The 21,288-nt window shown below is 62.0% G+C and carries 21 protein-coding genes and 1 tRNA gene; 13 read left to right on the top strand and 9 right to left on the bottom strand.

Annotated features, from left to right (window positions below; genetic code table 11):
• Positions 1–130 precede the first annotated feature (130 nt).
• The 7 genes from YH63_RS07100 (at position 131) to YH63_RS07070 (ending at position 7,951) form a co-directional block, all read left to right on the top strand.
• Complete coding sequence (locus YH63_RS07100) at positions 131–1,276, top strand: TRAP transporter substrate-binding protein (protein ID WP_046828204.1); 1,146 nt, start codon at positions 131–133, stop codon at positions 1,274–1,276.
• Between the two features lie 114 nt (positions 1,277–1,390).
• Positions 1,391–2,059 carry a TRAP transporter small permease subunit gene (locus YH63_RS07095; protein ID WP_046828205.1) on the top strand — a complete coding sequence of 223 codons (669 nt, stop codon included), beginning with the start codon at positions 1,391–1,393 and terminating at the stop codon, positions 2,057–2,059.
• A complete protein-coding gene (locus tag YH63_RS07090) occupies positions 2,056–3,921 on the top strand; it encodes a TRAP transporter large permease (RefSeq protein WP_046828206.1) in 1,866 nt (621 codons plus the stop codon). Before YH63_RS07095 ends, YH63_RS07090 begins: the two co-directional genes overlap by 4 nt.
• A 90-nt stretch (positions 3,922–4,011) precedes the next feature.
• The gene (locus YH63_RS07085; RefSeq protein WP_046828207.1) at positions 4,012–5,421 is read left to right on the top strand and encodes an adenylate/guanylate cyclase domain-containing protein; all 1,410 of its coding nucleotides are present in this window, start codon (positions 4,012–4,014) and stop codon (positions 5,419–5,421) included.
• Between the two features lie 219 nt (positions 5,422–5,640).
• Positions 5,641–6,120 (top strand): TerB family tellurite resistance protein, encoded by a 480-nt coding sequence (locus tag YH63_RS07080; RefSeq protein ID WP_046829698.1) that lies wholly within the window; start codon positions 5,641–5,643, stop codon positions 6,118–6,120.
• A gap of 67 nt (positions 6,121–6,187) precedes the next feature.
• Positions 6,188–6,964: an SDR family NAD(P)-dependent oxidoreductase gene (locus YH63_RS07075; protein WP_046828208.1), complete on the top strand. Its 777-nt coding sequence runs from the start codon at positions 6,188–6,190 to the stop codon at positions 6,962–6,964.
• A 189-nt stretch (positions 6,965–7,153) separates the two neighbouring features.
• Positions 7,154–7,951, top strand: coding sequence for a glutamine amidotransferase (locus tag YH63_RS07070; protein ID WP_137325140.1), 798 nt, complete (start codon positions 7,154–7,156; stop codon positions 7,949–7,951).
• Positions 7,952–8,131: 180 nt separating this feature from the next.
• Here YH63_RS07070 and YH63_RS07065 read toward each other — a convergent pair whose 3' ends face one another.
• Together YH63_RS07065 and YH63_RS07060 are read right to left on the bottom strand one after the other, a co-directional pair.
• Positions 8,132–9,355: a bifunctional alpha/beta hydrolase/OsmC family protein gene (locus tag YH63_RS07065; protein WP_046828209.1), complete on the bottom strand. Its 1,224-nt coding sequence runs from the start codon at positions 9,353–9,355 to the stop codon at positions 8,132–8,134.
• A gap of 198 nt (positions 9,356–9,553) precedes the next feature.
• Positions 9,554–9,629, bottom strand: a tRNA-Ala gene (locus YH63_RS07060).
• Positions 9,630–9,808: 179 nt separating this feature from the next.
• Here YH63_RS07060 and YH63_RS07055 point away from each other — a divergent pair.
• Genes YH63_RS07055 through folD form a run of 3 tightly spaced genes read left to right on the top strand, consistent with a single transcriptional unit; the run spans position 9,809 to position 11,361 of the window.
• Positions 9,809–10,099 (top strand): YggT family protein, encoded by a 291-nt coding sequence (locus YH63_RS07055; RefSeq protein WP_046828210.1) that lies wholly within the window; start codon positions 9,809–9,811, stop codon positions 10,097–10,099.
• Positions 10,100–10,139: 40 nt separating this feature from the next.
• Positions 10,140–10,463, top strand: coding sequence for a DUF167 domain-containing protein (locus YH63_RS07050; RefSeq protein ID WP_046828211.1), 324 nt, complete (start codon positions 10,140–10,142; stop codon positions 10,461–10,463).
• Positions 10,464–10,476: 13 nt separating this feature from the next.
• Complete coding sequence (gene folD / locus YH63_RS07045; protein WP_046828212.1) at positions 10,477–11,361, top strand: bifunctional methylenetetrahydrofolate dehydrogenase/methenyltetrahydrofolate cyclohydrolase FolD; 885 nt, start codon at positions 10,477–10,479, stop codon at positions 11,359–11,361.
• 89 nt (positions 11,362–11,450) lie between these two features.
• On the opposite strand, the gene YH63_RS07040 is transcribed toward folD, so the two are convergent.
• The 3 genes from YH63_RS07040 to YH63_RS07030 all read right to left on the bottom strand — a co-directional run bounded on the left by YH63_RS07040 (position 11,451) and on the right by YH63_RS07030 (position 14,115).
• The gene (locus YH63_RS07040) at positions 11,451–12,932 is read right to left on the bottom strand and encodes a M20 family peptidase (RefSeq protein ID WP_046828213.1); all 1,482 of its coding nucleotides are present in this window, start codon (positions 12,930–12,932) and stop codon (positions 11,451–11,453) included.
• A gap of 34 nt (positions 12,933–12,966) precedes the next feature.
• Positions 12,967–13,497 (bottom strand): inorganic diphosphatase, encoded by a 531-nt coding sequence (gene ppa, locus YH63_RS07035; RefSeq protein ID WP_046828214.1) that lies wholly within the window; start codon positions 13,495–13,497, stop codon positions 12,967–12,969.
• A 108-nt stretch (positions 13,498–13,605) separates the two neighbouring features.
• A complete protein-coding gene (locus YH63_RS07030) occupies positions 13,606–14,115 on the bottom strand; it encodes a GNAT family N-acetyltransferase (RefSeq protein WP_046828215.1) in 510 nt (169 codons plus the stop codon).
• Positions 14,116–14,282: 167 nt separating this feature from the next.
• Between YH63_RS07030 and YH63_RS07025 the strand changes: the two genes are divergently transcribed.
• Both YH63_RS07025 and YH63_RS07020 read left to right on the top strand, forming a co-directional pair.
• Entirely contained in the window at positions 14,283–15,209 is a 927-nt protein-coding gene (locus tag YH63_RS07025) for an alpha/beta hydrolase family protein (protein WP_046828216.1), read from the top strand.
• A 78-nt stretch (positions 15,210–15,287) separates the two neighbouring features.
• Positions 15,288–16,190 carry an HNH endonuclease gene (locus tag YH63_RS07020; RefSeq protein WP_083992617.1) on the top strand — a complete coding sequence of 301 codons (903 nt, stop codon included), beginning with the start codon at positions 15,288–15,290 and terminating at the stop codon, positions 16,188–16,190.
• Between the two features lie 14 nt (positions 16,191–16,204).
• Here the strand turns inward: YH63_RS07020 and YH63_RS07015 are convergent, their stop codons facing one another.
• From YH63_RS07015 to YH63_RS07000, 4 genes are all read right to left on the bottom strand, one after another.
• A complete protein-coding gene (locus YH63_RS07015; protein ID WP_046828217.1) occupies positions 16,205–16,435 on the bottom strand; it encodes a hypothetical protein in 231 nt (76 codons plus the stop codon).
• Positions 16,436–16,445: 10 nt separating this feature from the next.
• Positions 16,446–17,687, bottom strand: coding sequence for a flavin monoamine oxidase family protein (locus YH63_RS07010; protein ID WP_046828218.1), 1,242 nt, complete (start codon positions 17,685–17,687; stop codon positions 16,446–16,448).
• 237 nt (positions 17,688–17,924) lie between these two features.
• A complete protein-coding gene (gene typA / locus YH63_RS07005) occupies positions 17,925–19,748 on the bottom strand; it encodes a translational GTPase TypA (RefSeq protein ID WP_046828219.1) in 1,824 nt (607 codons plus the stop codon).
• 172 nt (positions 19,749–19,920) lie between these two features.
• Positions 19,921–20,700: a Crp/Fnr family transcriptional regulator gene (locus YH63_RS07000; RefSeq protein WP_046828220.1), complete on the bottom strand. Its 780-nt coding sequence runs from the start codon at positions 20,698–20,700 to the stop codon at positions 19,921–19,923.
• A gap of 175 nt (positions 20,701–20,875) precedes the next feature.
• Between YH63_RS07000 and YH63_RS06995 the strand changes: the two genes are divergently transcribed.
• Positions 20,876–21,280, top strand: a complete 405-nt coding sequence (locus YH63_RS06995) for a response regulator (protein WP_046828221.1) — start codon at positions 20,876–20,878, stop codon at positions 21,278–21,280.
• Positions 21,281–21,288: the final 8 nt, after the last annotated feature.

Raw genomic sequence — 21,288 nt, 5'->3', positions numbered from 1 at the left:
AGCGTCTTGTGCCGCGTCGAAGAGTCGCAATGATCGGATCATTCTTGCCAAATCTCTGCGCAGGCCTTTGTCTTGCGCCCAACCAATAAAGCCAGGCCACCAAGGACCCGGCTCATCAGGGGAGAACGCCATGACGAAACGACACAAAGACAAGACTTCCAGCGAGAAGACCAGCCGCCGCAACTTCCTGAAAGTCGCCGCCGCAGGTGCTGCGGCGACCGTCGCGTCGCCGGCTCTCGCCCAAACCGGTCCGACCAGCATGCGCTTCCAGAGCACATGGCCGGCCAAGGACATCTTCCACGAATACGCGCTCGACTACGCCAAGAAGGTCAACGACATGACCGGCGGCGATCTCAAGATCGAAGTGCTGCCCGCAGGCGCGGTGGTCCCCGCCTTCCAGCTGCTTGAGGCGGTGTCCAAGGGAACGCTCGACGGCGGCCATGGCGTGCTCGCCTATCACTACGGCAAGCAGAACGCCCTGGCGTTGTGGGGTTCGGGTCCGGGCTATGCGATGGACGCGAACATGCTGCTGGCCTGGCACAAGTATGGCGGCGGCAAGCAGCTGCTCGAGAAGCTCTACAATTCGATCGGCGCCAACGTGGTGTCGTTCCCGTACGGTCCGATGCCGACCCAGCCGCTCGGCTGGTTCAAGAAGCCGGTGACCAAGGCCGACGACCTCAAGGGCGTCAAGTTCCGCACCGTCGGCATCTCGATCGACGTGTTCAGCGGCATGGGCGCGGCGGTCAACGCGCTGCCCGGCGGTGAAATCGTCGCGGCGCTCGATCGCGGCCTGCTCGACGCGGCAGAGTTCAACAACGCTTCGTCCGATCGCGTGCTCGGCTTCCCCGACGTGTCCAAGGTCTGCATGCTGCAGAGCTATCACCAGAACGCCGAGCAGTTCGAGATCATGTTCAACAAGGACAAGTACAACGCGCTGCCGGCGAAGATCAGGGCGATCCTCGACAACGCCGCCGAAGCGGCCGGACAGGACATGGCCTGGAAGGCGATCGACCGCTATTCCAAGGACTACGAGGAGATGCAGTCCAAGGACAAGGTGAAGTTCTACAAGACCCCGGATTCGGTGTTGCAGAAGCAGCTCGAGATCTACGATCAGGTCGCCGAGAAGAAGTCGGCCGAAAATCCGCTGTTCAAGGAAATCGTCGCATCCCAGATGGCCTTCGCCAAGCGGGCGACCCAGTGGGAGCAGGACACGGTGGTGAGCCGGCGTATGGCTTACAACCATTACTTCGGGCCGAACGCCAAGAAGAAGACCTGACGTAATTTTCAGCACGAACAGCGCATCATCCGGGATAGCAATCCCGGATGATGCTTGTATTGTTTGATCGTCGGTCTGACGGTCCGATCCCAATCATCATTGGCTCTTACGCTCATGAACGCTCAGCGTTTTCTTTACGCCATCGATGGCATCAGCACGTTCTTCGGAAAGGCTGCGGCCTGGCTGATCATCGGGCTGATGGCACTGGTCTGCGCCGAGGTCTTCAAGCGCTACATCCTGAACATGCCGACGGCCTGGATCTTCGATGCATCCAACATGATGTACGGGACGCTGTTCATGTTGGGCGGCGCCTACACGCTGGCGCAGAACGGCCATGTGCGCGGTGACTTCCTCTACAGTTCCATGCCCCCGCGCCGACAGGCTTCGCTCGATATCATCTTGTACATCGTGTTCTTCCTGCCCGGCATTGCCGCGCTGGTTTACGCGGGCTGGGACTACGCCGTCGTTTCCTGGCGCATCGACGAGCATTCCAACGTCACCGCCGACGGTCCGCCGGTCTGGCAATTCAAGTTCATGATTCCGCTGGCCGGCGCGCTGCTGTTGTTGCAAGGCGCCGCCGAAATCGCGCGCTGCGTCATTTGCCTGAAAACCGGCGCGTGGCCGGAGCGCCTGAAGGACGTGTCCGAAATCGACGTCGTCGAGGAGCAGCTGGCGCACAGCGAGTATGTCGACGAGGACGCGCGCAAGCTTGCGATCGAACATGCACAAAGTATTGAGGAAAGCGCGCGTCAGCGCGGCCTGGGCGGAGACGTGTTGAAATGAGCGATCCCGCACTCGGTCTGTTGATGCTCGGCCTGATCGTGGTCGTCATCATCATGGGCTTCCCGACGGCGTTCACGCTGATGGGCCTTGGCATGTTCTTCGGTCTGTTCGCCTATCACCGGGCGGGGGAATCGTGGGCCGATAATCACATCTTCGACCTGATGGTTCAGCGCACCTACGGCGCGATGACCAACGACGTCCTGATATCCATCCCGCTGTTCGTGCTCATGGGTTACGTCATGGAACGCGGCGCGCTGGTGGACAAGATGTTCTACTCGATCCAGCTCGCGTTCCGGCGGGTGCCCGCCTCGCTTGCGGTGGCGACGCTGATCGTGTGCACGTTCTGGGGCATCGCCTCGGGTCTGGTCGGCGCGGTCGTTGTGCTGATGGGCGTCATCGCCTTCAACCCGATGCTGAAGGCCGGCTATGACGTGAAGCTCGCATCCGGCGTCATCACCGCAGGCGGCACACTCGGCATTCTGATCCCGCCCTCGGTGATGATCATCGTCTACGCAGCTGTCGCCGGCCAGTCGGTGGTGAAGCTCTACGCCGCGACAATGTTTCCCGGCTTCTTCCTGGCGCTGCTGTATCTGATCTACATCGTCGGCTGGGCGCTGCTGAATCCGAAGATCGCGCCGAAGCTGCCGGAAAGCGAGACGCGCGTGCCGGTGCGGCCGTGGGTCGGCGCGCTGCAGAAATCCTATTCGGACAAGATGCTGCCGGCGCTGCTGACCGCCGCCGTGTCTCCGGCAAGGGCGCTGGCGATCACGGCCGACGGCGTCCGCGTTGGCTACGGTACGCTGATCAAGAGTCTTGGTATTGCGCTGGTGCCGGCGGCGCTGGCGCTGGCCACGCTGTGGGGCGTCTGGTGGTACGTCGTGATTCACCAGCAGCCGGATGCGCCGGCGCCTTCGGCCGCCATCAGTCAGCAGCTTGGCGCGCCGTCGGCGTCCTCCACGGCGGAGCCGGCGGAAGAAAAACTGCAGGAACTTGGCGGCGCGTCGTCGGATGAGCAGAAAAGCGAGCCGGAAACCCTGCAGGAAATGGGCAGCGCCGAGTTGCGCGGCAAAGGCACGGCAGCACCGGCGGAAGCGGGACCGCCGCCGCAGTTCTACACGTACTTCGCGTTCACCTGCGCGATCTTCGGGCTGATCCTGCTCTACTACTACTGGACCATGGGCGCGGAGCAGTTCGAGGTGTTGCGGCTGCTGATTTCGTCGGTGATGCCGCTTGGCATCCTGACGGTGGTGGTGCTGGCCGTGATTTTGCTCGGCATCACGACGGCGACGGAATCCGCGGCGGTCGGTGCGGCGGGTGCATTCCTGCTCGCGTTCCAGGCGCGGACGCTCGACTGGAAGCGCACCAAGGAAGCGGTGTTTCTCACGGCGAAAACCACATCGATGGTGTGCTGGCTGTTCGTCGGTTCGGCGCTGTTCTCGGCGGTGTTCGCGATTCTCGGCGGACAGGCGCTGCTGGAAAGCTGGGTGCTGTCGCTCAACCTGACGCCGGTTCAGTTCATGATCCTGTCGCAGGTGATCATTTTCATCCTCGGCTGGCCGCTGGAATGGACCGAGATCATCGTGATCTTCGTGCCGATCTTCCTGCCGATGCTGAAGCACTTCGGCATCGATCCGATCCTGTGGGGCGTGCTGGTGTTCGTGAACCTTCAGGCCGCCTTCCTGTCGCCGCCGGTGGCGATGTCCGCGTATTACCTGAAGGGCGTGGCGCCGAAGCACGTCACGCTGAATCAGATTTTCGCAGGCATGATGCCTTACATGCTGATCGTGATCGTCTGCATGGTCCTGATGTACATGTGGCCCGGCATGACGCTGTGGCTGCCGAACTACCTGTACGGGAACTGACGCGAAAACGTGATCGGCCGGAGCTTTGCGCCGGCCGGTCCATCGTATGCGTTACTTGGATACCCGCGGGTTCTGCCGTAAGCTGTCGGCATGAGCGATTTCAATTCCCTGTATTCGGTCCTGAAGCAGACGGCCGATCCCAAGGTGGCGGACGCGATCCAGACACTGGTCGAAACCGGCGCCGATCATGAACTCAACCGGATCAACCTGATCGAGTTCGCCGCCAGAACAGGGCTTGGCGAAGAGAAGGTGATCTCGGGATTTCTTCACGCCTCGCGGCTCGGCATCTTCGATCTCACCTGGAACGTGCTGTGCCCTGGATGCAGCGGCGTCCTCGGCGCGCATGACACCCTGAAACAGCTTCAGCCCGAGGACTATCACTGCGGCCTCTGTGCCGCCGGATATCAGGCCTCCATCGATGATCAGGTCGAAGTCGCCTTCACCGTCAGCCCGCGGGTGCGCCGGATCGCGGCGCACGATCCCCATACATTGCCGAGTTGGGACTACTGGCGGCAGATTTTCTGGAGTTCGGGCATCGACATCAACGAGGATTCATTCTCGCGGCTGGTGAACGAAGCGACGCTGGAAGCGGTTGAGCTCGCAGCCGGCGAGAAAGTCGTGGTCTCGCTGCAACTGCCAGCGCAGTTCGTGATCGTGTTCGAGCCGGTCACGCACTCCGCGCTGTTTCTCGACGTCAAGGGAGAACCGACGAAAGACAAGCAGAACGCGTCGCTGGTTTTCGACGGTGTGCATTCCCCAACCGATACGATCGAGATGCGCCCCGGGCCGCTGCGGCTGACGCTGGAGAATCAATCCAAAAATCGCGTGCTGCCGTCGGTCTGGATCGCGGGCGATGCGCTCCACGATCTGCTCGGCAAGCGCAAGCCGATCGTCACCGCGAAGCGGATTCTGGCGAACCAGACTTTCCGCGATGTTTACAAGGCGGACAATCTCAATCTCGATCAGCGCCTCAAGATCACATCACTGACGTTTCTGTTCACCGACCTCAAGGGCTCGACGGCGCTCTATGAGCGCGTCGGCGATCTCGCGGCGTTCGATCTGGTCCGCGCGCACTTCCGGGCGTTGCTGGAAATCATTGCGTCGGAAGCAGGCGCTGTTGTGAAGACCATCGGTGATGCGGTGATGGCGACATTCGTTCGCCCAGAGCAGGCGGTCGCTGCGGGTCTGCGGATGCGCGAGGCGATGGACGCTCTCAACGATCAGCGCGGGACAAAGGACCTGCTGGTCAAGATCGGAATTCATGAAGGCGCCTGTCTCGCGGTGATGCTGAACGACCGGCAGGACTACTTCGGCCAGACCGTGAATATCGCGGCGCGGGTGCAGGGGCAGGTCACGGAGCGGGCAATCAACGCCACCGGGCCGGTGGTCAAATCGCCCGCGGTCATGGAGCTGCTGGCCAAGGCGGGGCTGAAGCCTGCGGAAAAGAGCGTCGAACTGCGCGGAATTTCCAACCGGGTGGTGATTTACGAGATTCCATGACGAGATTGTGTCGGAGTCCGTTGCACCCGCGACGGCTTCCGGGCGCACGGCAGGGTTGAAGGGGGCCGGAACCGGGCGCGAGATTGCCAGAGTTTCATTTTCAGGCCATAGAACCTGACGATCTTGTGCCTTAGACTTTTGTTGGGCATGACCGAGAACCGTATCGACCTCTCGGAAATCACGTCTTCGACCGAGTCCCGTTTTCGATTGCAGAGATTGATGCTCGACAGATTACGCCACTTCATCGCTGACGTTGTTTCCCCCGCAGGATCAGAAACGCGCACCTTCGCCGATGGTGACTACCGGCTGGCGGCTGCCGCACTTCTCATCCATGTGATTTCACTCGACGGCGAGCCGACCGAGGCCGAAAAGCGCAAACTGCACGCGCTGCTCGAATATCGTTTCGATCTCGACCCTGGGACGGCCGCAAAACTGATTGCGGACGCGACGCTGGTCGAGGGCGAGGCGGTGGACCTCTATCGCTTCACCAGCGTGATCATGCGCTCGGTCAACGAGGAAGGCCGGCTTCGCATCATCGAGATGATGTGGGAGCTGGTGTTTGCCGACGGCCACGTCTCTGAGTTCGAGGACAATGTTGTCTGGCGCGCCGCGGACCTGCTCGGCATTTCCTCCCGCGATCGTCTCAATATCAAGCACCGTGTCGCCGATGGCAGGCTGACCCCGGACACCGCGACATAGCACGTCATTTTTCTTCTTATTTTTGTTCGCTTCGTTTTCGCCAGACCCAAGACAACCGAATGCATCCATGACCAAACGTGTCACGCTGATTACGGGCGCCTCGTCGGGCATCGGCGCCGAGCTGGCGCGCATTTTCGCGCTGCACGGCGCCAGCACGGTGCTGGTTGCCCGCCGCGAGGATCGCCTTAAACAGCTTGCCGACGAGATCGCCGCCGCGGGACATCCGCGTCCGGCGATTCTGGCTTGCGATCTCAGCGCGCCCGGCGCCTGCGACAAGATCGAAGCGTCGCTGAAGGTGATGGACGCCGAGGTCGATACCGTCGTCAACAACGCGGGCTATGGCCTGTTCGGGGAAGCCGTCGAGCTCGATCGCGCGCAGCAACTGGCGATGGTCGATCTGAATGTTTGCGTGCTCACCGATCTGACGCTGCGCTTTGCCGACAGCCTGGTCCGCCATCGCGGCGGCATCCTCAACGTCGCCTCGATTGCGTCGTTCCTGCCCGGCCCCCGGATGGCGGTCTACTACGCCACCAAGGCCTACGTGCTGTCGTTCACCGAAGCGATGCGGGGCGAACTGGGGCCGAAGGGCGTGCGGGTCACGGCCTTGTGTCCGGGCACCGTCCCGACCGAGTTTCAGGGCGTGGCGGGCTTTAAGCCGGGTCTCGATTCAGCAGTGCTGAACCTGTCGGCTGCCGCCGTGGCGCGGGCCGGCTATCGAGGGCTGATGTCGAACAAGCGGCTGGTGCTGCCCGGCGTGGGCGTGCGGATGATCCCGTTCATGCTGCGGTTTGCCCCGCGCAGCCTCGTGCTGGCGTCGGTCGCGCGGGTGCAGCAGAAGCGCTGAAGACACGATCCCGACCCGAAGGGCCGCGCAGCGCAAAGTGGACACGGGTTTCGGACAGGCCAAATCAGGTCTTGCGCAGAGCACGTCCGCGAAAATCCCGGCTCGACGCCGCCCCGGCAACACAATATTTTCGATTTAGGCGTTCAATGGAGAAGCTTGTTCTCCGCGAGGATTGAAGAAGGCGCGTCGATGCTGCGGCCTGATGGTGATCGACCAATCGGTTTCGGACCAACGACGTTTGGCCTGACCACATGCGGCCGTTTCACCGCGCTTCCGGTGCTCATCATCCTGCATGGTCCGATGTCCACGCCCGGCCGGGTCGGCAACGCGCTGCGCGCCATGGGCCATCCCCTCGACGTCCGCCGCCCGGTGTTCGGCGATCCGCTGCCTGAAACCCTCGACCATTATGCCGGGGCGATCACCTTCGGCGGGCCGATGAGCGCCAACGACAATGAGGATTTCATCCGCCGCGAGATCGACTGGCTTGCCGTGCCGCTGAAGGAGCAGCGGCCCTATCTCGGAATCTGCCTTGGCGCGCAAATGCTGGCCAAGCATCTCGGGGCAAAGGTCGCGCCGCATCCCGAAGGCCGCGCCGAGGTCGGTTACTATCCGATCCGCCCCACCGAGGCCGGCCGGAAGATCTGCTCGCACTGGCCGGATCATGTCTATCAATGGCACCGCGAGGGCTTCGAGCTTCCCGCCGGCACCGAGCAACTGGCCGAGGGCGACGACTTTCCGGTGCAGGCATTCCGCACCGGGCGCTGCTTCGGCATCCAGTTTCATCCCGATGTGACCCACGCGATGCTGCACCGCTGGACCACGCGCGGGCACGAGCGCATGTCGCTTCCGGGCGCGCGCACCCGTGCCGAGCATTTCACCGGGCGCATGGTCCACGATCTTGCGGAACGCGCCTGGCTGACGGCGTTCCTCGATGGCTGGCTGCATCGGCCGCCGCCCTCGCCGATTGCATCGCTCGCGGCGGAGTAGTTCGCCTCCATCAGCTTGCTGATTTCACCCCACCCGGCTGACCTTCGGTCAGCCACCCTCCCCATCGAGGGGAGGGAAAGGAGGTGCGGCACGCGCGGTTCTTTTGTCATCCCTCCCCCTTGTGGGGAGGGTCGGCGCGTAGCGCCGGGGTGGGGGTCAACAGCGGCTTTATCTGGACTCTTACTCCGCCGTTCGCGTCACGATGGCGATTTCCGACGTCAGCGTGCGGTGAACCGGGCACTTGTCGGCGATTTCCATCAGCTTCGCGCGCTGCTCGGAGTCGAGATCGCCTTCCATCGCAATGGTGCGCTCGATCCGGCTGATCATGCCTTCCTTGGTTTCGCAGTCCTCGCAATCCTTGGCATGGACGCGGCTGTGCTGCAGCGACACGGTGGTGCGCACCAGTGGAATGGATTTTCGCTCGGCATAAAGCCGCATCGTCATCGAGGTGCAGGCGCCAAGCGCGCCGAGCAGGAAGTCGTAAGGGCCGGGTCCAGTATCGAGACCGCCGACTTCGAGCGGTTCGTCGGCAAGAACTCGGTGCTTGCCCGCGGCGATCATGTTCTGAAGCTTGCTTGCGCCGGTTTCGCTGACCATGACGACGCCTGCGGCAGGATTCGGTATCACCACGTCCGTTGCAGGCGCAGCATCGAGAAAACGCATCGCCCAGGCCGCGATCATGTCGGCGACATAGACCGCATCGCGCTTTTGCGTCAGCAGATGGTCCGCGCCGGTCAGCGAGATGAAACTCTTGGGATGTTTCGCCGCGACGAAAAGGCGGGTCGCGTTGTCGATGCCGACATAGTCATCGGTGGGCGAATGAAAGATCAGCAACGGCTTGTGGAGTTTCGCGACGGTGTCGGTCAGCCTGTGCTCGGCGATGTCGTCGAGGAATTCGCGCTTGATGCGGAACGGCCGGCCCGCCAGCGACACCTCCAGTTCGCCTTTCTCGCGGATCTCTGGAATGGAATCCTTAAACAGGTGTGTGACATGCGACGGGTCCGAGGGTGCCGCGACGGTGGCGATGCATTTCGCTTCCGGGATCAGTGATGCCGCGGCGAGAATGGCCGCGCCGCCGAGGCTATGCCCGATCAGGATGGACGGTGCGCGCTGGGTTTTTCGCAGATGGTCCGCGGCCAGCACCAGATCGGCGATATTCGATGAAAACGTCGTGTTGGCGAATTCGCCTTCGCTGGCGCCGATGCCGGTGAAATCGAACCGGAGCGTGGCGATGCCATGCTTCGCCAGCCCCTCGGCGATCCGCTTGGCGGCCAGCACATTCTGGCCGCAGGTGAAGCAATGCGCAAACAGGGCGTATGCGACCGGCGCGCCGTCCGGCAGGTCCAGCGAGGCCGCCAGTAGTTGTCCGTCTGACCCGGGAAACTGAAACTTTTCGGTCGGCATGCTCGGCCCCTGAGATTGCGCGTGCGTGCGCCTGCATGTCCGAAGTTTAGCATCGTCATGGCCGGGCGTCGTCCCGGCCATCCACGTCTTGTCAAACGCAGCCGGGTGAAGACGTGGATGCCCGGGACAAGCCCGGGCATGACGAAAAGCAGCGCTTTGTGCACTGGCTGACAGCATGTCGTACTATTTTTGAAGTGTTGGTGGAGCCAGGCGGGATCGAACCGCCGACCTCGTCATTGCGAACGACGCGCTCTCCCAGCTGAGCTATGGCCCCTTAATCGGCCGGCCAAACGGCGACGGCGGACAAGTGGGGCCATTTACAATCCCGATCATGGCCAAGTCAAGAACGCCAAAAATCAATGTTTTCGGCGCTTTTGGACCCGGAACCTCCCTTGTTTGCGTCGCCGCGAACCGGTATTGAGGCGGCAGTCCCCGGAAGCGAGCCAGCACCCCATGCGCGCCATTCTCGACATCATCAACATCGTCCTGGATCTGTATGTCTGGCTGCTGATCGCCTCGGCGATCCTGTCCTGGCTGATCGCCTTCAACGTCGTGAACACCCGCAACGGGTTCGTCGCGTCGGTGGCCGAGTTCCTCTACAAGATTACTGAGCCGGTGCTACGGCCGATCAGGAACATCATGCCGAATTTCGGCGGCCTCGATATTTCGCCGATCATCGTCATCCTCATCATCATGTTCGTCCAGCGCGTGATTGCCTACTACATCTATCCGAACGTGATCTGACCGCGAGGCCGCCCGGTTCCTTGACTCGCATGAGCTGTCCTTGAGTCTTCCTTGGCGCTTTTCCGTTCAAGGCATCAGCGTCGCATTGCGCGTCACCCCGCGCGGCGGGCTTGACGCGATCGACGGCATTGAAACCCTGGCCAACGGCCGCAGCGTCGTGAAAGTCCGGGTCCGCGCCATCGCCGAGGGCGGCGAAGCCAATCGCGCGGTGACCGAATTGCTCGCAAAGGCGCTTCGCGTGCCGAAAAGCCATGTGCGGGTGCTGTCCGGCGTGACCTCGCGGCTGAAGCAGGTCGCGGTGGACGGCGATCCCAAGACATTGGGCGATGCCTTGCACGCCCTGACCAAGACAACAGGCTCCTGACGAAAGAAACCGGATGTCAGCCAAGATCATCGATGGAAAAATCATTGCCGCCGATCTGCGCGCGCGCGTCGCGGATGAAGTGACGCGTGTGAAGCGCGATCACGGACTGACGCCGGGTCTGGCGGTGGTTTTGGTGGGCAACGATCCGGCCTCCGAGGTCTACGTCCGCAACAAAGCGAAGCAGACCGAAGCCGCCGGCATGGCGTCGTTCGAGCACAAGCTCGCTGCGGATACACCGCAGGCTGATCTGCTGGCGCTGATTGCAAAACTGAATGCCGACGCCAGCGTGCACGGCATTCTTGTACAGTTGCCGCTGCCGAAGGGGCTCGACACGCAAACCGTGATCAACGCCATCAATCCGGCGAAGGACGTGGACGGCCTGCACCCGATCAATGCCGGCCGGCTCGCCAACGGTCTGCCCGCGCTGACGCCGTGCACGCCGCTCGGCTGCATCATCCTCGCCAAGACGGTTCACGCCTCGCTGGAAGGCATGAACGCCGTCATCATCGGTCGCTCGAATCTGGTGGGCCGTCCGCTGGTGCAACTGCTGCTCAACGAAAACGCCACGGTGACCATTGCGCATTCGCGCACGCGCGATCTTGCAGCCATCTGCAAGAATGCCGATCTGCTGCTTGCTGCTGTCGGCAAGCCGGAAATGGTCAAGGCCGACTGGATCAAGCGAGGGGCAACCGTGATCGATGTCGGCATCAATCGTAGTCCGGGCGCGGACGGCAAAAACAAGCTGGTCGGCGATGTCGCCTATGAGGAGGCGCTCGGCGTGGCCGGCGCTATCACGCCGGTGCCCGGCGGCGTCGGTCAGATGACGGTGGCGTGCCTGCTGGTAAACACGCTGCGCGCGGCCTGCGCGATCAAGGGGCTCAAGGCGCCGGCTGTGTAATCGCGTCATTGCGAGGAGCGCTTGCGACGAAGCAATCCAGTCTTCACTTGTGGCTCTGGATTGCTTCGCTTCGCTCGCAATGACGGAAGCTACCCCGCCGTATTCTGAACCAGCCGCCGGTAGAACCGGATCATGTCGGCGTAGTTGTCGACGCTGAGTCGTTCGTTGGTGCCGTGAAAGCGCGTGAGGTCTTCGGCATTGGCGCGCACCGGCGAGAAGCGGAAGATGTTGTCGGTGACGCCGGCGAAATGCCGTGAATCGGTGGCCGCGACCATCAGGCCGGGCGCCACGACGACGTCAGGAAAAATCTCGCGAATGGTGCGGTTCAGCGCACGATAGGAGGCGCTCGCCGTCGAGGTGACAGGCGGCGGCTCGGTGTTGCCGGCGCGCGGCGCGACCGCGATCTTGTCGTTGGCGGCAGCGCGCTTGACGTGATCGATGATGCTGGTCTCGGTCTCGCCGGGCAGCAGCCGGAAGTTCACCGTGGCGTCGACCTTGCCCGGCAGCACGTTATCCTGATTGCCGGCATTGAAGATCGTCAGCGCCGTGGTGGTGCGGATCATCGCGTTGGTGGTCGCGCCTTTCTCCAGCTCACGCTTCAGCACCGGCTTGAGCAGCCACAGGTTCGACAGCACGATGCGGTTGGGTATGTTCATCTCGGGCGCGAGCGTGTCGAACATCTCGCGTACGGTGCCGCGAATCTTCGCCGGAAACCGCTGATCCTCAAGCCGCGCCAGCGCCGCGCTCATCATGCCGATAGCCGACTGGCGCGGCGGCATCGACGAATGGCCGGGCGTCGCCGTCAGATTCAGCGTCAGCGTGACATAGCCCTTCTCGGCGACGCCGATCAGCGCGATCGGCTTGTCGATGCCTTTCATGATGCCGTCGGTGATCAGCAGTCCTTCGTCGAGCACGAAATCGAGCTTGATGCCGCGCGACGCGAGCAGCGCCGCGATCTGTTTCGCGCCGCGCTGGCCCGAAACTTCTTCATCCTGTCCGAAGGCGAAGTAGATCGTGCGCTTGGGACGGAAACCTTCCTTGATGAGCTGTTCGGCGGCTTCGAGAATCGCGAACAGATTGCCCTTGTCGTCCCACGAGCCGCGGCCCCAGATGAAGCCGTCGCGGACCACGCCGTCGAACGGCGGCACCTGCCAGTTGCCTTCGGTGCCGGGCGCGATGGGCACCACGTCCTGATGCGCCAGCAGCGCAATCGGCGCAGCGTTCGGTTCGGAGCCTTCCCACGCATAGAGCAGGCCGAGGTTGCCGACGACCTCGCGCTTCGTTGCGGCATGGAAGGCCGGATAGCTCGCCTGCATGAAGGCCTGCATGCCGCGGAAGGCATCGGCGTTCTGTTCGGGATCGAGGAAATTCGAAATGGTCCGGAAGCGAATGGCTTCCGCGAGCCGCTTCGATGCCGCGTCGGTATCGACCCCGACGCGCGGCGCGGCCGCGACGTCGATCTGGCGGGATGTGCGCATCAGCGCATTGACGCCGAGCACACCGGCGAGAACGACGACCGCAGCGATCAGGAGCAGGACGAGGTTGCGGAGGATTCTGATTGCACGGCGCATCGTTTGAATCCTTCCGCAGCCTCAAAAATGGCGCCTACTTTTTCTTAGCGCGCTCGATGCCTTCGAGGATCAGCTTGCGCGCATCCTCCGCATCGCCCCAGCGCAGCACCTTCACCCACTTTTTGGGCTCGAGATCCTTGTAGTGCTCGAAGAAGTGCTGGATCTGCTGCAGCGTGATCTCGGGGAGATCGCTGTAGTTGTTCACCTTGTCGTAGCGCTGCGTCAGCTTCGAGGTCGGCACCGCGATGATCTTCTCGTCGCCGCCGGCTTCGTCTTCCATGAACAGCACGCCGACCGGGCGCACGGCGATCACCGCACCTGGCACGATGGCGCGGGTGTTGGCGACCAGCACGTCGCACGGATCGCCGTCGTCGGAGAGGGTGTGCGGAATGAAGCCGTAATTTCCCGGATAGCGCATCGCCGTATAGAGGAAGCGGTCGACCACCAGCGTGCCGGCCTCCTTGTCCATCTCGTACTTGATCGGCTCGCCGCCGACCGGCACTTCGATGATGACGTTCACTTCATGGGGCGGATTTTTTCCGATGGAAATCGCGTCGATACGCATAACGGGCCTGTGTCTGTTCGAGCAAATGCGCGGACTGGTTAGCGAATCCGGACGGGTGCCGAAAGCCGAAAAAGCGGTCCAAAGGTATCAGGAGACTGAGGAACAGGCTCAGGCCGTCCAGGCGAAGGCGACCTTGTCGAGCGACTTGCCGCCGAATCGCTCCGAGGACCGCGCGACCATCCGGCCGCCGAGGGTGCGGTAGAACTCGACCGCAGGCTCGTTGTCCGACAGCGCCCAGATCACCATGCTCTTCAGCCCGCTCTGGATCAGGTCGCGCTTGGCGGCGGTGAACAGGCGGCGGCCGAAGCCGAGGCCCTGAAACTCCGGACGCAAGTAAAGTTCGTAGATTTCGCCTTCGAAATGCAGGCTACGGGCGCGGTTGCGGCCGTAATTGGCATAGCCGGCGACCTTGTCGCCGAAGCACAAGACGCTGACGCGGCTGCCTTTTCGGATCGCGCTATCCCACCACTGCGGGCCGCGGCGGTTGATCAGCTTTTCGAGTTCGGCGCCCGGGATGATTCCCTGGTAGGCGGAGCGCCACGCTTCGTCGTGCGTCGCAGCGACTGCTGACGCATCGGAGGCCTTGGCTGGCCGGACCTCGATAAGGATCGTGCTCATGGTGCAATCAAAGCAACTCGCAGCCCCGCCTTCAAGGTCCATCGTTAATTATCAGTTAATATGTGGGTTTTTTGCATCAGGTGAATGGCGATCTGTACCGAAAGAGGACAGGCGTGCGCGGTATAGTGCTTGGCTTGGCTGCGAGCGGCAGGCAATGATCGCCGCAGATGACAAAAAACGTATTGTTCAAGGTGGCCGCCCTGCTGCTTGCGGTTGGTCTTTCGTCTCAGACACCCGCGTGGGGCGAGAATCGGTTCGGCTCACAGGGTCCTGAGGGATCGCCGAATCGGCGGCAGGACTGGCTGGTGCCGACGCAGGACCAGATCACACCTTCGCGAGCGGTGCTGTTTCGCCCGCCGGGCAAGGGCCCGTTCCGCCTCGCCGTGATTGCGCATGCCTCGACGCAGAACCGGCTGGCGCGGGCGCAGATGCCACAGCCGGAATACGCAGCTTTGGCCTCGGTGCTGGTGTCGCGCGGGTTCGCCGTGCTGGTGCCGCAACGGCTCGGCCACGGCAAAACCGGCGGACCTTACCTTGAGGATCAGGAAGGCTGTGACAACGCGGAGTATGCGATGTCGGCGCGAAGCACGGCAGAGGCGATCACCACGGCGCTGACGTTCATGCGCACGCAGCCCTTCGTGCGCAAGGATGCGTCGGTCATCGTCGGACATTCGGCAGGCGGATGGGGCGCGCTAGCGCTCACCGACCGCAGCCCGAAAGACATTTCCGCGATCATCGTGTTCGCGCCGGGACGCGGCGGCCGCGCCGACGATCGCGCGGGCAATATCTGCGCGCCGGAAAAGCTCATCGCCGCAGCGACCGAATTCGGCGAGGACGCGCGCGTGCCGGTGACGTGGCTGGTAGCGGAGAACGATTCGTATTTTCCGCCGGAGTTCTCAAAGCGCATGGCCGACGCCTTCATTGAGGCTGGTGACGACAAGGTCGATTTCAAGGTGCTGCCCGCGTTCGGCAACGAGGGGCACTGGCTGGCGGAGGCGGGGGATGCGAGTGCGATGGAGCAGATCATCGCGAACGCAGCGGGATTGAATGTGCAGGCGCCGGTCGCGCAGGGCGCTGCGAAGAAGAAGCAATGATCGACTGGACAAATCAACTCGCGTACTGAGTATTACTTTCTGCATTCAATCCGTTGGGGCCGATCTGGTCGATAGTTCATGGCAAAAGCAGTTTTTACCACCAAGGTGACGCCAAGCTACGACGATCTACCGGAGGTCCAGTATCATTTTCCGAAGACATACCTCAACTACGCCACACAAGCAGTCGGCGATCATGTTGTTTACTACGAGCCGCGTCGATCAAGCGCAGATCTGTCGAGTGTTGGCGGACGCCAGTCGTACTTCGGCGTCGCACGCGTAAAATCAATTGTTGAGGACGAAAAGCAGCCAGATCACTACTATGCGCTTGTCGGCGATTACTTAGACTTCGACAGGCCGGTGCCGTTTTCCGAAAGCTCCGTCTATTATGAAAGTGCCTTGCAGAAGGCAGATGGCAGTACCAATAGAGGGGCATTTGGACGCGCGGTACGCTTGGTCCCCGACGAAGAGTTTGATCGCATCCTGAAAGCGGGTTTCGCGCCAATCTTGGCAGAACAAACAGTCGCTTCAGAAAATCCCGCACAAGGTTTTTCCGAACCACCTGAGCCATTTGTTAGGCCGATTGTTGAAATGACTGTCTCTCGTCCATTTCGAGAGAGGTCATTTATGCACAATGTCCGCGCGGCTTATGCAAATCGGTGTGCGATCACGGGCCTGCGATTGATAAACGGGGGCGGTCGGCCTGAAGTTCAGGCCGCTCATATCCAGCCTGTCGCATCAAATGGACCAGACTCTGTAAGAAACGGATTGGCTCTGTCCGGCACGGTTCATTGGATGTTTGACCGAGGACTAGTATCGATTGGTGACGACTATCGCATTCTCATCGCCAAAAACCATGTTCCAGACGATGCGCTGCGCCTGATAAATCGGGATCGCACGCTGAATCTTCCGAACGATCAAACACTGCATCCGAATATGCATTTTTTGAAATTTCACCGAGATAACGTCTTCAAAGGGGCGTAAACTTCAACCGCATTTCATTTTGCGTCGAGATCGTACTTAGTTCCGAACCATTCTACGAACTCGCTGGGCGTGTCGTAAGTTGTCCAGTGGTTAGCTAATTGCTCATCGTCGATGCCAGCGTCGATAATCGATATGCAGTAGGTATCTTGAAGACGGTGATCGACAGCGCTGCACCAATCCTCAAACGATGAGGGCGTTTCATTCAGATTCATGGCGACCTCGAACGGTTGGCGGTCGACGCTCATCGTAAGTCTATCAAGTAATCCTAACACCCACCACTTCTCCCGCCGCCCGCACGCCGGTCTCCTGCGCGCCGTGGGCGGTGGAGAAGAAATTCGGTGAGGTTGCTTCACCGGCAAAGAACAGCCGGTCATCGACCGGCGCGGCGAGAATTGCGCGATCATCGGCATGGCCGGGCAGCGCGTGCGAATACGATCCCAGCGCGAACGGATCGTGCGCCCAGCGCGATTCGCCGATGGGCTTGAGTTTCCTGCGATACTCCGAGCCGAGCAGCGCCACCAGTTCATCGATGGCCTGCGCCGCCAGCGCGCCTTCGCCCGCATCCTCGAGTTGGCGCGCGAACGCGCCGCCGAAGAATCCCGAAATACACGGCTGGCCCATCGGTCGCAGGTGATAGCTGCCGGTGCCGATGCGATCGGTCGTGCCGTAAAAATGCCCGTCGCTCGGCAGCGACTCCGGCTCGTCCAGCGCCAGCATCACCTTGTCGGCGAGCCCGAGCGGCAGCCCGGCTGCGGCCGCGACCTTGTCCGGCAATGCGGGATGAAAACGGATCGATTGGTTGGCGATCAGGTTGGTCGGCGCGGTGACGATGACCTGGCGCGCGGACACTGTGCCGCGCGAGGTTTCGATCCGGATGCGCGCGCCGGAATGATCGATCAGCGTGACCTTGGTGTTAAGCGCCACCGGACATGGTGCGCCATAGGCCGCAATCAGCGCGCCGTAACCGCGCCGCACGCGCCAGTTCACGCCAGTGTCTTCATAGGCGTCCATGTCCCAGGTCGACACACGATCCAGCTCGACGCCGTTGATGTAAGTGCTGATGGTCTCGATCGCGGCGTTCCAGCGGTTGTCGGGTTCGAGCCATTGCCGTGCCGGCGTGTCGTCGGCGAGTTCGGCGGCGTCGGTCACGCGCGTGTCGAACGCATCCATCGCGATCAGGAATGCGTCGCGCTGCTCCGGCGGGAAACCGATGTTGAGGCTTTGCTCGCGCCAGCGCGGGCGGGTCTCGTTGATTTCCAATCCCAGCTCACGCGCGATCGGCACGAAAGAATTTCGGTCCGCCGAATGCAGCCATTCGCAGCCGACATCGAACACGACATCGTTGGGAAGAAGCAGGGTGTGACCGCGGCCGCCGATGCGGTCGCGCGCCTCGAGGACGAGAACGGAGAGCTTTGTGCTTTCGAGCGTCCGTGCGGCGGCGAGGCCGGCCGCGCCCGCGCCGATGATTGCGACATCGATTTCTGAAGGGAGAGTCATGAGTGATGATCGATTCTCTGAGACGTCATGATGGCGTCGCTGTTCGGAGAGTTGGTGTCACCTGTATCACTCACGCTTTCTAACCGAACTATAAGACGACAATGCCCGGCACAAGGCCGGGCATGTCAGTTTTCCGTCATTGCGAGGAGCTCTTGCGACGAAGCAATCCAGCTCCCCACTGCAGCTTGTCTGGATTGCTTCGCTCCGCTCGCAATGACGAGAGGAGCAGCAACCGGATCAGCCGACCAGCGCGACCTTGCTCTTCTCGGCGCGCTTGCGTTCGTTGGCATCGAGATGCCGCTTGCGCAGGCGGATCGACTTCGGGGTGATTTCCACCAGCTCGTCGTCCTCGATATAGGCCAGCGCCTTTTCCAGCGTCATGCGGATCGGCGGGGTCAGGCGCACCGCTTCGTCCTTCGAGGTGGTGCGGATGTTGGTGAGCTGCTTGCCCTTGAGCACGTTGATCTCGAGATCGTTCTCGCGGGTGTGCTCGCCGACGATCATGCCCTTGTAGACCTTCCAGCCCGGCTCGATCATCATCGGGCCGCGGTCCTCCAGCTTGAACATGGCGTAGGCAACCGCTTCGCCCTGTTCGTTCGAGATCAGAACGCCATTGCGGCGGCCCTGGATTTCACCCTTGTACGGCAGGTAGTCGTGGAACAGGCGGTTCATGATCGCGGTGCCGCGCGTGTCGGTCATCAGTTCACCCTGATAGCCGATCAGGCCGCGGGTCGGCGCGTAGAACACCAGCCGCAGGCGGTTGCCGCCGGACGGGCGCATCTCGATCATCTCGGCCTTGCGCTCGCTCATCTTCTGCACGACCACGCCGGAGAATTCCTCGTCGACGTCGATCACGACTTCCTCGACCGGCTCCAGAATCTTGCCGTCGTCATCCTTGGTCAGAACGACGCGCGGACGCGACACGGAGAGTTCGAAACCTTCGCGGCGCATGTTTTCGATCAGGATCGCGAGCTGCAATTCGCCGCGGCCCGACACTTCCATCGCGTCCTTGTCGGCGGCCTCGATCACGCGCAGCGCGACGTTGCCTTCAGCTTCGCGCAGCAGGCGGTCGCGGATCAGACGGCTGGTGACCTTGTCGCCTTCGGTGCCGGCCAGCGGCGAGTTGTTGACGATGAAGGACATCGACACGGTCGGCGGATCGATCGGCTGCGCCTGGATCGGCGTTTCAACCGTGGGATCGCAGAAGGTGTCGGCGACAGTGCCCTTGGTGAGGCCCGCGATGGCGACGATGTCGCCGGCTTCGGCCAGCTCGACCGGCTGGCGCTCGAGGCCGCGGAACGCGAGAATCTTGGTGATGCGCCCGGTCTCAACTGTCTTGCCGTCGCGCGACAGCACCTTCACCGACTGGTTCGGCTTCACCGAACCGGACGAGATGCGGCCGGTGATGATGCGGCCGAGATAGGGGTTGGCTTCGAGGATGGTGCCGAGCAGACGGAACGGACCTTCTTCCACCACCGGCGGCGCGACATGCTTGATGACGAGATCGAACAGCGGCTTCATGCCGTTGCCGTTGTCCTCAGGCGACGTACCCATCCAGCCGTTCTTGCCGGAGCCGTAGAGAATCGGGAAATCGAGCTGGTCGTCGGTGGCGTCGAGCGCAGCGAACAGGTCGAACACTTCGTTGACGACTTCGGTGACGCGCGCGTCGGGGCGGTCGACCTTGTTGATCGCGACGATCGGCTTGAGGCCGAGCTTGAGCGCCTTGCCGACCACGAATTTGGTCTGCGGCATCGGGCCTTCGGCGGCGTCGACGAGAACGATCACGCCGTCGACCATCGACAGGATGCGCTCGACCTCACCGCCGAAATCGGCGTGGCCCGGCGTGTCGACGATGTTGATGCGGGTGTCGTCCCATTCGACCGAGGTGCACTTGGCCAGAATGGTGATGCCGCGCTCGCGCTCGATATCGTTGGAGTCCATCGCGCGCTCGACCTGCCGCTGGTTGTCGCGGTAGGTGCCGGATTGCTGGAGCAGCTTGTCGACGAGCGTGGTCTTGCCATGGTCGACGTGAGCGATGATGGCGATGTTTCGCAAATTCATGTTCGTTTTCGTTCTGGCCGCTGTTAGCGCGGTCCGCAAAAGGGGGTCTGTCAGAGACCAGCCCAAAAAAATCCGGCCCGGTCCACAATGAACCGGGCACACTTGACTTCTTGCGGCGCAATATAGTCGGGATTTCGCGAAAAACAATGCGATTCTGGGGGGTCAGAAGGGCCTATTTCGGCCTTCCGGAGGCCGATTTCGCGTCACTTTCCGGCGTTGGGTACACCCCGCGCAACACCTCGTCGAAATGGGCTTTGACGGCCTCGTTGCAGAGGCACGCCCGAGCCGCCAACGCGTCCGGGTTGCGGACCAGGATGGCCCCGCGGCGGGTCTCCAGAATGCCCTCGGCCTTGAAGGTCTGGATCACGCGGCTGGCATAGCTTCGGCCCACCCCCAGCATGGTCGAGAGCTGCTCGTGGGTGAGGGCAACAAGGTCGTCGCCGGTCCGCTCCCGCGCCGACAGGATCCATTTCGCCGTGCGCTGTTCGATCGAATGGATCGCATTGCAGGCGGTCGACTGAAAAACCTGAGCCAGCATGCAATCGGCGTAGCGCGCGAACAGATAGCGAAGCGTCGGCGACCGAGCTTTTGCCGCATTGAGCTTCGCGACGCGCAGCCGCATGAACGGGCCGGCGACCTTCACCGTGATGCGGGTATAGGCCGGCAGAAATCCCTGGCTGACGATCCCGCCCACCGCACCTTCGCGGCCTACGAGGATGGTCTCGACGTCGCGGCCGTCTTCGTTTGCGACAAGAAACGAGACGAGGCTTGGCCCGCAGGGAAAATGGACGGTCTCGACGTCATCGCCGGGATTGTAGAGCAGGTCGTCCGCCCTCGCGTCTGCGGACTCCAGAAACGGTTCGAGCAGGCCAAAATCCGCATCGCTGAGGTGGCGCAGCAGATTGTTGAAGGGGCGGTCCTCATTGGCCGCCTTGGCCTGTTGTCGTGTCATGGATCCCCTCGTCACACGGTCAACGTAGCGCAGGTTCCCGCGTTCCTGTGTTCAAAAGTGCACAGACGCGGCCAGCTCTTTTGTGTTGGGTTCCATCCGGGAACCGGTGTTGCGGCTTTCAGCGCGACGCCGGCGTCTCAGCAGCTTTTCTCGACACAGTTTCGGAACATCAACAATGCAACCCATCGACCCCAACGGGCCGGCGGCTCACAACCCTGCTGACCTGCCCAGCGACGTTCTTGTGGTCGAGGACGATACGCTGATCGCCATGGATGCCACTGAGGCGATCGGCGGTTTCGGCGTGGGGTCGGTGCGAACCGCCCGCGATGTCGCCAGTGCCCTTCAACTGATCGCTGAACGCGCGCCGGACTTCGTGCTGCTCGACGTCGGATTGGTCAGGGAGAAAAGCTTCGCTGTCGCCGAGCAACTCGAGCGCCAGAAAATTCCGTTTGTATTCGTCACGGGATATTCCGGATCGGTGGGAGTTCCCGCTGCGTTTGCGCATTATCCGGTACTGCGCAAACCATATTTGCGCGACGAACTGTTGGAGACTTTGCGGAAGTGGCGCAGCCAGGACTGAGCGCGCGC

Source organism: Afipia massiliensis, from assembly GCF_001006325.2.
GTDB lineage: Bacteria > Pseudomonadota > Alphaproteobacteria > Rhizobiales > Xanthobacteraceae > Afipia > Afipia massiliensis_A.
Note: the sequence above shows the minus strand (reverse complement) of the source record. Positions and strands in the feature narration are given on the sequence as shown.

Excerpts from the sequence above, each read along its gene's own strand:
- YH63_RS07100 (WP_046828204.1), top strand. The coding sequence starts at position 131 with ATGACGAAACGACACAAAGACAAGACTTCCAGCGAGAAGACCAGCCGC.
- YH63_RS07095 (WP_046828205.1), top strand. The coding sequence starts at position 1,391 with ATGAACGCTCAGCGTTTTCTTTACGCCATCGATGGCATCAGCACGTTC.
- YH63_RS07090 (WP_046828206.1), top strand. The coding sequence starts at position 2,056 with ATGAGCGATCCCGCACTCGGTCTGTTGATGCTCGGCCTGATCGTGGTC.
- YH63_RS07085 (WP_046828207.1), top strand. The coding sequence starts at position 4,012 with ATGAGCGATTTCAATTCCCTGTATTCGGTCCTGAAGCAGACGGCCGAT.
- YH63_RS07080 (WP_046829698.1), top strand. The coding sequence starts at position 5,641 with ATGCTCGACAGATTACGCCACTTCATCGCTGACGTTGTTTCCCCCGCA.
- YH63_RS07075 (WP_046828208.1), top strand. The coding sequence starts at position 6,188 with ATGACCAAACGTGTCACGCTGATTACGGGCGCCTCGTCGGGCATCGGC.
- YH63_RS07070 (WP_137325140.1), top strand. The coding sequence starts at position 7,154 with ATGCTGCGGCCTGATGGTGATCGACCAATCGGTTTCGGACCAACGACG.
- YH63_RS07065 (WP_046828209.1), bottom strand. The coding sequence starts at position 9,355 with ATGCCGACCGAAAAGTTTCAGTTTCCCGGGTCAGACGGACAACTACTG.
- YH63_RS07055 (WP_046828210.1), top strand. The coding sequence starts at position 9,809 with ATGCGCGCCATTCTCGACATCATCAACATCGTCCTGGATCTGTATGTC.
- folD (WP_046828212.1), top strand. The coding sequence starts at position 10,477 with ATGTCAGCCAAGATCATCGATGGAAAAATCATTGCCGCCGATCTGCGC.
- YH63_RS07040 (WP_046828213.1), bottom strand. The coding sequence starts at position 12,932 with ATGCGCCGTGCAATCAGAATCCTCCGCAACCTCGTCCTGCTCCTGATC.
- ppa (WP_046828214.1), bottom strand. The coding sequence starts at position 13,497 with ATGCGTATCGACGCGATTTCCATCGGAAAAAATCCGCCCCATGAAGTG.
- YH63_RS07030 (WP_046828215.1), bottom strand. The coding sequence starts at position 14,115 with ATGAGCACGATCCTTATCGAGGTCCGGCCAGCCAAGGCCTCCGATGCG.
- YH63_RS07025 (WP_046828216.1), top strand. The coding sequence starts at position 14,283 with ATGACAAAAAACGTATTGTTCAAGGTGGCCGCCCTGCTGCTTGCGGTT.
- YH63_RS07020 (WP_083992617.1), top strand. The coding sequence starts at position 15,288 with ATGGCAAAAGCAGTTTTTACCACCAAGGTGACGCCAAGCTACGACGAT.
- YH63_RS07015 (WP_046828217.1), bottom strand. The coding sequence starts at position 16,435 with ATGAGCGTCGACCGCCAACCGTTCGAGGTCGCCATGAATCTGAATGAA.
- YH63_RS07010 (WP_046828218.1), bottom strand. The coding sequence starts at position 17,687 with ATGACTCTCCCTTCAGAAATCGATGTCGCAATCATCGGCGCGGGCGCG.
- typA (WP_046828219.1), bottom strand. The coding sequence starts at position 19,748 with ATGAATTTGCGAAACATCGCCATCATCGCTCACGTCGACCATGGCAAG.
- YH63_RS07000 (WP_046828220.1), bottom strand. The coding sequence starts at position 20,700 with ATGACACGACAACAGGCCAAGGCGGCCAATGAGGACCGCCCCTTCAAC.
- YH63_RS06995 (WP_046828221.1), top strand. The coding sequence starts at position 20,876 with ATGCAACCCATCGACCCCAACGGGCCGGCGGCTCACAACCCTGCTGAC.